Here is a 10,624-nt window from a genome sequence, read left to right as displayed (position 1 = left end):
GTTATTCTATATCCAAATCCCATAGCGAAGCATACAGCGTTTTGAAACCCGCACTACGTGAGCCCCTCAGTCTTTCCACTTCTGCTTTGCATTGGCTTAAAAGGGAATAACCATTTCTTTACCAATGCGCTTTGAATTGAAAAGACTGAGGGGCTCTGAACGGGTCAAATACTTAATGCAATTGGTATTATTATGAATAAATGTTAATTTGCCATTCAGCATGGCTTCAGTATCCACAGGTTAGATTAATACCAAATCTGATTAGAATTACCTCTTCTATACCAAAGAGGCAATCAGATTTGATATAGGTCTACAGCCATTAAAAGGGATAGCTATGAACCGGATATTACGAACGTTTTTTATTTTTTTATTGCTTCTTTCGACTCGTTCAGCCTTCGCACAAACCGTGCCTCTCGAACACGATATCAATACCTCAAAAGGTAGCTATAACGCTAAACTGGCATTTTCCAATGACCTAGATGGCCTTACCGCTATCGAATCAATACAGTACCAACAACCAAGGCAAACTAGCGCAGACTTAAATGCACTGTACGCCAACTCTGCAAACGCACAGCAAGAGCTGGCCAATTTACTGAATCACATTACCGAGCAAACTCAAACCCAATCGATTCTGGCGGATATAAAAAGCCGCGAAAGAGCTGAAGCGAAAGTGAGAAATAAACTCGATGGTGATGCCAGCCAACTGACTGATCTGGTTAGAGCCAGTATTGTTAGTAACGATATTCAAAACCTGATGCAAGCATTCGCACTGGTTAAAACCGATAGCCAAATTATTCAAGTTAAGAACCGCTTTGCCGAGCCCAAAGAGTCCGGTTATCGCGATCTTAACCTGCTGGTTAGGTTGCCTCAGTCACAGATGATTGCCGAGATCCAATTACACTTGGCTGATATCGCTGAGATTAAAAGCGGTGATGAGCATGAGGTTTACCAGCAAGTGCAGCAGATCCAAGCTAATTCCGCAGATCAATTACGACAACTTGATGATTTAGAAGCGGCAAAAATAGTCCAGCTACGCCAGCAGTCACACAAGCTTTACCACAAAGCATGGCTTAGGTATAAGCGCCTAGATCAAGCCAATATCCTAGCCGCTGCCTAAAACCTCTTATGCGGGGCCAAAAATACGCCCCGCAACTGACATCTCTTTTTGTGACTTGCCTGATAAACGTCTATACTCCCGCCCAATAGTCTTCACACGCGAAAAAATATGAACGATATCATTGAGCAACTACAAGAGATGAGCGAAACGGTTCCGGTACCGTTAGAACTCGCAACCTTTGAACAAATTGTTGAAGTAGAGGAAGAGATCCTAATCCCGCTACCTTTGGCTTTGAAAGAGTACTTGATGGAAGCCAGTGATGTTATCGTCGGCAGCTTAGAGCCTGTCACTGCCAGCGATCCGCATTCCCATACTTTTTTGCCAGAAGTCGCAGCTTACGCATGGTCCATTGGTTTACCGCGTGAATTTGTCCCTATCTGCCAACGTGGCGATGCTTTTTTCTTTATCAGCCAAGAGGGCGAAGTGAAGTTGTGGCAAGACGATGAGATAGAAGAGGACAGCTGGGAAACATTCTGGGAATGGGCTGAAAATGTTTGGATGCGTAGCTAAGTTAGCTAAAGTGCTACAAATTAAATAAAGGAAACACCATGTCTAAAGTTCTTGGCCTAAACGCCATTGAAATGCAGTACCTACGTCACTCACTTGCGCTAACCACCGCCCAAGTTGCCGAGATAGGCAAAGTCACAGAAGCCGATGTCATTGCATGGGAAGCGGGCGAAAAGCCAGCGCATATGCCTGTACAAAAAAAGCTGATTGAAATTGATGAAGCGATCGAAATGCAGGTACTGAATACTTGCGACGGTATTGAAGAACTATTTACTAAAGAACCTAAGCGTACACTGAGCTTTGTGGTTTACCCAACGCAAGCTCTATATGCCCAATATAACCCCGAGTTTCTTGGGACTCTGCCACTTGCAGAGCTATACAACACTTCAGCTTGGCGTATTAAGAAAGAGTGTAAATTGATGCTTGAAGTGGAAGTGGTTCTCGTCCCGCTTAGTTTTGAGTCTTACAAAGCATTCCGCGACAAAGATGGCCTAAAAGAGAGCCGTGAGAATCGTGCTAAATGGGCTGCAGCTCAGCTATAAAGTTACACCTAGCTTTTATCGTTTATATACAAAGACGGAAAATAAAGGACGATTTTACAGCACTTTTATATAGAACCGTTTTTCATAAAAAAGCATCTATTCGGATGCTTTTTTTGTATTAGACTCGGTGCCTTGCCCTACTCTGCTGCGCCCGCCAGCTCTTTTTCAAGAGCCGTGACCATGGCTGTTCGGGCCGTGATCCTGTCTCGATAGGCAGCTAACTTAGGCGGTATATCCTGCTCAAATCGTGTCGCCCATAACAAGGTGTGGCCTAAAAGAATATCTGCGACACTGAGCTCATCACCAAGTAAGAACTCGCTATCAGGTAGCCAAAGCTCTGCAATCGCAGCGGCTTTATCAAACTCCCATTTTGCTACCGCAAACATAGCCTCAAGCCTTAACTCCTCAGGTATAGCAAACTTGTGCTTACCAATAGTCCATAAAGGCTGCTCTAGCTCACAAGTAATAAAACTAACCCATTTATGATGCAACGCTGATGCATCTGAACCAGCTTTGGGTAGTAAGCGGCCTTCACCATATTTTTCAGCCAAAAATACTGCAATAGCGGCAGACTCAGTAATAACATTTCCATTATCGATTAACGCAGGCACTTTTCCACAAGGGTTAATGGCCAAAAAATCGGGATGACGGCTGTCACCTTTGGAAAAGTTAATGAACTCATATTGCCACTCAAGCCCTAACTCTTCTAATGTCCAAGACACTCTCAGTGAACGGCTACGTGGCACTCCATATAAAGTAATCATCTTGCGCTTCCTCTGCAGTAAAACCATTAAACTACTCCGTTAAGACGAAAATGGAAACTAACAATTAGTCCTAAAATAATTAAATAGCTTTAAATTAGATTCGAATTTGCTTAAGTTTATAAAAGACAATTAAAAGTAATCAGTTGAGTCACTTTGACCCGCTAGGCTGAGTCAATAAATCTTGGATTGGACAACAATCACTGAAAGGAAACTGTATGCAGCAGAGCAGGGAAACCAGTATCAAGAAGGCGGAATTTGTTAGTAACCTTGGACAATACTGGTTAACACCATTTAGCATTTTATTAGCGCTATCGATTGTCGGTCTACCGTTACTGTTGCTATGGCTACCCATAGGCCATATTTTTACTAAGCGTTATATCGCCAACATGAGCACCGAGTTAACCGACAAAAAGCTTATTGTCCGCAAAGGGGTTTTTACTCGCACCGAAAATACTGTACCGCTGGATAAAATCACTGATATGGCACTCATCCAAGGGCCACTGATGCGGATGTTTAAACTCCACAAACTGACCATAGAAACAGCGGGTCAATCAGGAACTGGGGCACTGCTTAATTTAACCGGAATTGTCGATGCAGCCGATTTTAGAAGTCAGGTCTTGGCGCAGAAAGAGAAACTCAGCCAACTTGAAACCAGTCCAGTACAAGATGAAAATAATGACACTAGTGTCGTGAGCCTTTTACAAGAGATCTCTGATACCCTCAAACGCATCGAAGCTAACAGTAAAAGTTAATCTTTGACGTAGCACTTCCCTTAATCAATAAGACAGAATTAAAACCATGAGCAACAGTAATACTCAGTCACTAGCCAAACCCTCTTTTCACTTAGGTGCACTATTAGGGGCTATGGGGCCGGGGATATTAATGGCGGCCGCCGCCATTGGCGCCTCTCACCTTGTCGCATCGACTCGCGCCGGAGCTGAATTTGGCTGGCAATTGGCTTGGGTCATTCTGGCGGTCAATATACTGAAATATCCCTTCTTTGCTGCCGGCGCTCGCTATACCGCCGCGACAGGTGAAAGCCTGCTTGAAGGTTATTTAAAGCAAGGGCGAAAGTATTTACTGCTGTTTACCTGTCTTAATGTGATTGCCGCCATTGCCAGCACTGCCGGCGTGGCGATGTTAACTGCAGCGATGTTGACCCAATTTGTGCCGCTATCGATAGATCTATTGGCACTACTGGTACTGCTATCAAGTTTAACCATCCTTATTTTTGGCCACTACGCACTCCTCGATAAGATGACTAAAGTCATCATGCTGGCATTAACTTTAACCACATTAATCGCGGTTGCTTTAGCGTTTAACGCTCCGTCAATCGTGCAACCAGGCTTTGTATCGACCTCGCCATGGCAATGGGCCTACATAGGCTTTTTAGTTGCTATGATGGGCTGGATGCCTGCCCCTATTGAAGTTAGCGCTTGGAATTCACTTTGGTTAATTGAAAAGAAGAAAAGCCAACAAATCAGTAAACAGCAAGCCATCCTCGACTTTAATTTTGGTTATATCGTCACCGCCCTGCTTGCCGTTGTATTCCTAGCATTAGGTACACTTGTCATGCATGGTAGCGGCGAGACATTTTCAGCATCTGGGGTGCAGTTTTCTCAACAATTGATCAGTCTCTATAGCAAAGTCATGGGCAGCGAAAGCCGCTACTTAATAGGAATGGTGGCTTTTTTATGTATTTTTAGCACCACAGTGACCGTCATTGATGGTTATAGCCGTACGCTGAACATGGGTTGGCAGTTATTAAAGGGTGGCCGATACAGCGAAAAGAGACTCAACATAGTGATGTGTTTAATGAGTCTGTGTGGGCTGGCTATTATCTTATTTTTCAAAGGAGCACTGCTTCCACTGCTTGAGTTTGTTATGATCCTCGCCTTTATGACTACAGTGATTTTTGCTTGGCTTAACTATAAGTTGATGATCAGCACAGCAATTCCACTTGAAGATCGCTATGGTGCAAAAATGAGAGTACTCTCTCTGGTCGGTTTAACTTACTTAGTAAGTTTTGCTGTTCTATTCATCTATTGGATGCTGACTAAATAACGGAACGCCACACTCCTAATGCATTTTCTAACTAAAACTCTGTTCAGCATTTTAGTGCTAACCTTGTTGCTATGGGCAGCGAACAAAGCCAGTGCGAACCTGATAGCTAACAGTGATATCGCCAGCCAACTGCCTACCATCATCGCCCAGAATGAACGCCCTTTTAACGGCATCATTATGGTTAAGCGTGATGATGAACCGCTATTTACCTATATTTCTGGTGATGATGTAAAACTGCAATCAAGCTTCATTATCGCCTCGCTGTCCAAACAAGTGACTGCTACGTTAGTGCTTAAAGCTGTCGATGACGGTAAATTAGAATTAACAAGTTCAGCCAATCGCTATTTGCCCATATCTCAAAGCAAAGATGCAACTATTCCTGATAGTGTCACCATCTCACAGCTGCTCAGTAATACGTCAGGGCTTATCGCTCCAGGTAAGCCACCACTATTTGAACCTGGTAGCCAGTTTAAATACTCAAACTACGGTTACACACTGCTTGGCGAAATACTTGAGAATGTTTACCAGCAGCCAATCACAACGCAGATAAATGCGCTGAATGAGCAAGCGGCTTTAGGTGGTCTCACGGCTCAATTGGGCAAGACATCGACGATTAGAAAACATTACTCACAACTATTGCTTGGCAGAGCTGAAACGATACATAAGCAAGATGGCAATACATTTTCGAGTTATCAAGATGCTGATGTTAAAATTACGCCGCAATTGCTCCCTGCTGGCGGCATAATGGCTTCTGCAGATGCATATAGTCATTTTCAATATGCACTCTTTTCAGGAAAGTTGATCAGCGAAAAAAGTTTAAAGGCAATGACCACCAGCCACAGCATACGCACTCATCGCTGGGGACAAGTCGGATATGGTTATGGTACTCAACTAGACGAATACAAAGGTATTACCGAGTATAGCCATAGCGGGTATCTTCCTGGGTATGTCAGCCTAGCGCTTTACTATCCTCAGTCGAACGTTAATGTCGTTGTGTTGGAAAATACGTCATGGGATCTACACGATACTCAGCGCACATTTGGCTTACACGACAAGCTACGTGAAAGTATTCGCAATAAGCTGGTGTTACTGGAAGACAGACCCGTCGCCAAGTTATACCAAGCAGGTAAACAAGCCCTTACCACAACTCTAATTGCAGCAAAGTAAACCCACGATATTTCTGCTATAATACGCCGCGATGACTACGCAGCCGCGTGGTCAAATAGATTGAAGAAAGCACATATATGATTAACAACGATATTTTACGTAAAGTTCGCTACATTCTTGACTTAAGCAATGCAAAAATGATCCGCATTTTTGCCAAGGCTAAGCATGAAGTTACTCAAGAACAGATGATAGACATATTGAAAAAAGAGTCTGAAGAGGGCTACCAGCCTTGTAACGACAAAACCATGTGTATGTTCCTTGACGGCTTCGTGATCTACAAGCGCGGACTCAAGCCTGGTGCAGAAGTACCAGAGCCTCTTTCACAGCTAACCAACAACCTTATTTTCAAAAAATTAAGAGTTGCTTTTGAGCTACGTGAAGACGATATTCTTGAAGCATTGACCCTCGCCGAATTTAACATGTCTAAATCGGAACTGGGCGCTTTATTTAGAAAGCCAGGTCACAAGCATTACAAGCCTTGTGGTGATCAAGTTCTACGTAACTTCTTGATGGGACTTTCGCTTAAGCATCGTCCAAAGTAAGCATTCGCTTATATTTAGTTTCGAACGTAAAAAAGCACAGCAATCGCTGTGCTTTTTTATGTCCGAAACCCCACAGCGTTTAAAACAAGCTAGCCATTAAAAAAATCAATTTATCCGCCTACAAAATACAATAATGATCACACTTTGTGTTAGTCTTCGGTGATTAATGTCACAGCTCCCCACAACACTAACAAAAACAGAGAAAAGGTTTCTAATGGACGATAATAAACGCCCGCTGTATCTTCCTTTTGCCGGTCCTGCCATTCTTGAAGCACCGTTGATTAACAAAGGCAGTGCTTTTACCGATGAAGAACGTATCTTTTTCAATCTTGAAGGCCTGTTGCCCCATGTCATTGAAACCATCGAAGAGCAAGCATCACGTGCTTATGACCAATATAAGAATTTTACCAATGATCTAGATAAGCATATCTATCTTAGAAACATTCAAGATACCAATGAAACGCTCTACTACCGTTTAGTGCAAAACCATATTACTGAAATGATGCCAATCATCTATACCCCAACAGTGGGTATGGCTTGTGAGCGTTTCTCAAAAGATTACCGTCGCAACCGTGGCTTGTTCATCTCATACCCGAATAAAGACCGCATCGATGATATTCTTAATAACTCTACTCGCCAGAAAGTTAAAATCATCGTAGTAACCGACGGTGAACGTATTCTTGGTCTTGGCGATCAAGGTATTGGTGGTATGGGGATCCCAATTGGTAAGCTTTCTCTTTACACCAGCTGTGGTGGTATTAGTCCCGCATATACCCTGCCCATTACTCTCGATGTCGGTACCGACAACCCACATCTACTCGAAGACCCTATGTATATGGGCTGGCGTAATCCACGTATTGGCGGTGAAGAGTACACTGAATTTGTTGAAGCCTTTATGCAAGCGGTTCATCGCCGCTGGCCTGATGCCCTTATTCAGTTTGAAGACTTCGCCCAAAAAAATGCCATGCCATTATTGGAACGTTATAAAGACCAATATTGCTGCTTTAATGATGATATCCAAGGTACAGCAGCGGTCACTGTAGGCTCGCTTTTGGCCGCATGTAAGGCTGCAGAGACTCAGCTCAGCGAACAACGTATTACCTTTTTAGGCGCTGGCTCAGCTGGTTGCGGTATTGCTGAAGCTATCGTGGCACAAATGGTGTCAGAAGGGATAACTGAAACTCAAGCGCGTAAGCAAGTGTTTATGGTTGACCGCTGGGGTATGTTGCAATCGAATATGCCAAACCTACTGCCGTTCCAGCAGAAATTAGCGCAAGATTGTGACGACATAACAAATTGGGACAATTTCAGCGAAAATATCTCTCTACTGGATGTGGTTAACAATGCTAAGCCAACAGTATTAATTGGCGTATCAGGTGCACCAGGTTTATTTAGTGAAGAGATAATTAAAGCGATGCACAGCCATTGTGAACGCCCGATTGTATTCCCACTATCAAATCCGACAAGCCGCGTAGAAGCGACGCCAAAAGATATTCTACACTGGACTAAAGGCCAAGCGCTGGTAGCAACAGGTAGCCCGTTTGAGCCAGTCGTGGTTGACGATGTGACTTACGAGATCGCCCAGTGCAACAATAGCTATATTTTCCCAGGCATAGGTCTTGGAGTCCTAGCTGCTGGTGCAGAGCGAGTCAGTGACGCTATGTTGATGGCATCAAGTCGTGCATTAGCTGAATGCTCGCCGTTATCTATCGACGGTGAAGGTTCACTGCTGCCGCAACTTGAAGATATTCATAAAGTGAGTAAACATATCGCCTTTGCCGTCGCTAAAGTGGCTATCGATGAAGGACATGCTCTGCCAACTAGCGATGAGTTATTGACTCAAGCTATTGAAGATAACTTCTGGACAGCAGAATATCGCCGTTACAAGCGAACTTCATTCTAAGTCGTAACCTATAAGCTAAAAATACAAGAAAAGCAGCCTTACCAGGCTGCTTTTTTACTAATGCATAGCAATTATAGCTAATAAAGTGCACCAGCTATATGGCTCGCCCCCCATAAGCTGCCACCCTCATCGCTATTTACACAAATGGATTTAACTGGGCACATTTAAGCCGCCGGATTGTAGGTCTTTATAATCAACAGTATTAATTGGAGGCAACCTTATTGCACAAGCAATTGATAAATATCTATTTATATATATATAATTCTTGCGGCTTGAGTAAACTAATTACAGATAAAAAGGACTTACTATGTACAAAGGTTTAGCAATGGCATTTGCCATATTCATTTTAACGGGCTGTGTTTCTCCAATTCCGTTACACGAACAGACCCCCTCGCCAGAATATAAAAACGAGCAACCTATTCTAATTAGCGTGATCGATAACCGAAAAAAGGTTAAAGAAGGTAAACCAGAAACCTTTGTTGGTCGTGCACATGCAACGTTTGGGATCCCCGTTGACTGGAGTGTTGAGCAGATACTCGCAACGGATAAAGGTGACAAAGAGTTAACCTTAACTCAGTGGTTGCAAAAAAGAATTGTAAAAGGCCTAACTGAAAAAGGTTGGCAGGTGACTCCTGTCGATTTTAAAACCGTGCCTACTGAAACTATTGCGAGCTACACTCTCACAGAGCAAGAATCGCAACAGCTTTTAGTGCTCGACTTACAGGAATGGTTTTTTAGCATCAACTTGAACTGGGTATCTTCCTTTAATTTTGATACTCATGTTGATACCTATTTATTTGATAAAAACGCTGGCTTAACCTATCAGAAAAGCACTCAAGAAAGAGATGTGATCGAAGAGCAAGGAAGTGAGTCTCCACAAAACAACATTCTTCGCGCTTATCATGATCAGTTATTGCAGCTCCTTTCTGACCCTGCATTAAAGGCTCAAATTCAACAAAAGAGCCAAACTAAAGTTGCGGATACTTCAACAACGCTTTGAAGTAACTGAAAGTAAAGTAGCTACCGGCCTCATTTTCAGTCTAGTTAAGACGATGAGGCTGGTTATTCAGTAACAAGCATTAAATTCAATCTGCGATTGATAAACCACGAGTAATAAATAACAGAGACGTTTAATACTCGAGCCCTCCCAAGAAACTAATCAACCACTTACAAACAGATTCCCCCGAACCCTCCTACCAAGCTATATTGCCGCTGCTTCAGACGTTATACTTAGCAAACAAAAACGAGCTCAAGCTACTAAACAAAAGTGTGGAAACCTACTGCTGCTATGATTGAGATTGAATATTCAATTGGTGAAATGAAAACCTTAATGTTGGTAAACCCCGAGCATACATTTTTTCTCAGCACACAAAGCTGGATAAAAGCCAAAGAACTCAAAGCTGGCTCTAGGATATTGGCAAAAAGTGGCAGTATTGCCGAAATTACCAATATCAATGTGATTGAAGGGCAATACCAATGCCGCGACTTAATGGTCAGCCACAACCACCACTATTTCATATCCGCACAAAGTCAGTCACTTGGTGCGGTATATACCGATACGTTACCCAGTAACGAGCTTGAACGAGTGGCATACCAGTTAGCAGATAAACCTTCTCACTTTGCAGATGGCAAACCCACAGGAAACCACAGCGGTCCGTGGGCGGCAGCGAGATATATCGCAACTGAATCTAGTGAAGATGTCATAGCATGGGGACGAGCCAATGACTTGATGTGCGCCGAAGATGCGGCGGTGAACAATTTACGTTTAAAACTTGGCGATAACATTACATTGCACCAAGGTAATGTCGAGATTTCTCATGCCTACATAAGGAAGTACACCAAGAAAGGCCGGTTCGTGAATACTATGAGCCCCTGTCAGCATTGCCGAGAGAACTACGGCTGCGCATTAAATGATGGCTCATTAGGCGCCAGCGATATCATTAAGAGTCACAGAGACAGCCTGCCCTCGCTCCCTGATTAGGGGCTTTGGGTTCGTTTCAATTCTTTTATTCTTTTAT

At 43.3% G+C, this 10,624-nt stretch carries 11 protein-coding genes; 10 read left to right on the top strand and 1 reads right to left on the bottom strand.

Translation table 11 applies throughout. The annotated features are described in order from the left end of the window. Window positions 1-334: 334 nt before the first annotated feature. The 3 genes from AB4238_RS02165 (at window position 335) to AB4238_RS02155 (ending at window position 2,166) form a co-directional block, all read left to right on the top strand. Window positions 335-1,117: a RelA/SpoT domain-containing protein gene (locus AB4238_RS02165; protein WP_372030916.1), complete on the top strand. Its 783-nt coding sequence runs from the start codon at window positions 335-337 to the stop codon at window positions 1,115-1,117. Window positions 1,118-1,225: 108 nt separating this feature from the next. Then, window positions 1,226-1,627 carry an SMI1/KNR4 family protein gene (locus tag AB4238_RS02160; protein WP_220739041.1) on the top strand — a complete coding sequence of 134 codons (402 nt, stop codon included), beginning with the start codon at window positions 1,226-1,228 and terminating at the stop codon, window positions 1,625-1,627. A 38-nt stretch (window positions 1,628-1,665) separates the two neighbouring features. Further along, a complete protein-coding gene (locus AB4238_RS02155; RefSeq protein WP_372030914.1) occupies window positions 1,666-2,166 on the top strand; it encodes a DUF4447 family protein in 501 nt (166 codons plus the stop codon). A gap of 137 nt (window positions 2,167-2,303) precedes the next feature. Here the strand turns inward: AB4238_RS02155 and AB4238_RS02150 are convergent, their stop codons facing one another. Further along, on the bottom strand, window positions 2,304-2,930 hold the full coding sequence (locus tag AB4238_RS02150) for a glutathione S-transferase family protein (protein WP_372030913.1): 627 nt from the start codon (window positions 2,928-2,930) through the stop codon (window positions 2,304-2,306). A 215-nt stretch (window positions 2,931-3,145) separates the two neighbouring features. Between AB4238_RS02150 and AB4238_RS02145 the strand changes: the two genes are divergently transcribed. From AB4238_RS02145 to AB4238_RS02115, 7 genes are all read left to right on the top strand, one after another. Further along, entirely contained in the window at window positions 3,146-3,682 is a 537-nt protein-coding gene (locus AB4238_RS02145; protein WP_372030912.1) for a PH domain-containing protein, read from the top strand. A gap of 46 nt (window positions 3,683-3,728) precedes the next feature. Next, window positions 3,729-4,994 (top strand): Nramp family divalent metal transporter, encoded by a 1,266-nt coding sequence (locus AB4238_RS02140; protein WP_372030910.1) that lies wholly within the window; start codon window positions 3,729-3,731, stop codon window positions 4,992-4,994. An 18-nt stretch (window positions 4,995-5,012) separates the two neighbouring features. After that, window positions 5,013-6,161 carry a serine hydrolase domain-containing protein gene (locus AB4238_RS02135; protein ID WP_372030908.1) on the top strand — a complete coding sequence of 383 codons (1,149 nt, stop codon included), beginning with the start codon at window positions 5,013-5,015 and terminating at the stop codon, window positions 6,159-6,161. A gap of 77 nt (window positions 6,162-6,238) precedes the next feature. Then, a complete protein-coding gene (locus AB4238_RS02130) occupies window positions 6,239-6,703 on the top strand; it encodes a DUF1456 family protein (protein WP_372030907.1) in 465 nt (154 codons plus the stop codon). Window positions 6,704-6,917: 214 nt separating this feature from the next. Then, complete coding sequence (locus tag AB4238_RS02125; RefSeq protein ID WP_372030905.1) at window positions 6,918-8,606, top strand: NAD-dependent malic enzyme; 1,689 nt, start codon at window positions 6,918-6,920, stop codon at window positions 8,604-8,606. Between the two features lie 307 nt (window positions 8,607-8,913). Further along, complete coding sequence (locus AB4238_RS02120) at window positions 8,914-9,606, top strand: hypothetical protein (protein WP_220740431.1); 693 nt, start codon at window positions 8,914-8,916, stop codon at window positions 9,604-9,606. A 288-nt stretch (window positions 9,607-9,894) separates the two neighbouring features. Further along, window positions 9,895-10,587, top strand: coding sequence for a polymorphic toxin-type HINT domain-containing protein (locus tag AB4238_RS02115; protein WP_372030903.1), 693 nt, complete (start codon window positions 9,895-9,897; stop codon window positions 10,585-10,587). Window positions 10,588-10,624: the final 37 nt, after the last annotated feature.

It is taken from the genome of Shewanella sp. 10N.286.45.A1 (genome assembly GCF_041470405.1).
Taxonomy (GTDB): Bacteria; Pseudomonadota; Gammaproteobacteria; order Enterobacterales; family Shewanellaceae; genus Shewanella.
The sequence above is the reverse complement of the archived record's forward strand: the minus strand, read 5'-3'. Positions and strand labels throughout refer to the sequence as shown.

Coding starts and splice junctions, on each gene's coding strand:
- AB4238_RS02135 (WP_372030908.1), top strand. CDS start 5,013: ATGCATTTTCTAACTAAAACTCTGTTCAGCATTTTAGTGCTAACCTTG.
- AB4238_RS02150 (WP_372030913.1), bottom strand. CDS start 2,930: ATGATTACTTTATATGGAGTGCCACGTAGCCGTTCACTGAGAGTGTCT.
- AB4238_RS02155 (WP_372030914.1), top strand. CDS start 1,666: ATGTCTAAAGTTCTTGGCCTAAACGCCATTGAAATGCAGTACCTACGT.
- AB4238_RS02130 (WP_372030907.1), top strand. CDS start 6,239: ATGATTAACAACGATATTTTACGTAAAGTTCGCTACATTCTTGACTTA.
- AB4238_RS02160 (WP_220739041.1), top strand. CDS start 1,226: ATGAACGATATCATTGAGCAACTACAAGAGATGAGCGAAACGGTTCCG.
- AB4238_RS02140 (WP_372030910.1), top strand. CDS start 3,729: ATGAGCAACAGTAATACTCAGTCACTAGCCAAACCCTCTTTTCACTTA.
- AB4238_RS02145 (WP_372030912.1), top strand. CDS start 3,146: ATGCAGCAGAGCAGGGAAACCAGTATCAAGAAGGCGGAATTTGTTAGT.
- AB4238_RS02165 (WP_372030916.1), top strand. CDS start 335: ATGAACCGGATATTACGAACGTTTTTTATTTTTTTATTGCTTCTTTCG.
- AB4238_RS02115 (WP_372030903.1), top strand. CDS start 9,895: ATGATTGAGATTGAATATTCAATTGGTGAAATGAAAACCTTAATGTTG.
- AB4238_RS02125 (WP_372030905.1), top strand. CDS start 6,918: ATGGACGATAATAAACGCCCGCTGTATCTTCCTTTTGCCGGTCCTGCC.
- AB4238_RS02120 (WP_220740431.1), top strand. CDS start 8,914: ATGTACAAAGGTTTAGCAATGGCATTTGCCATATTCATTTTAACGGGC.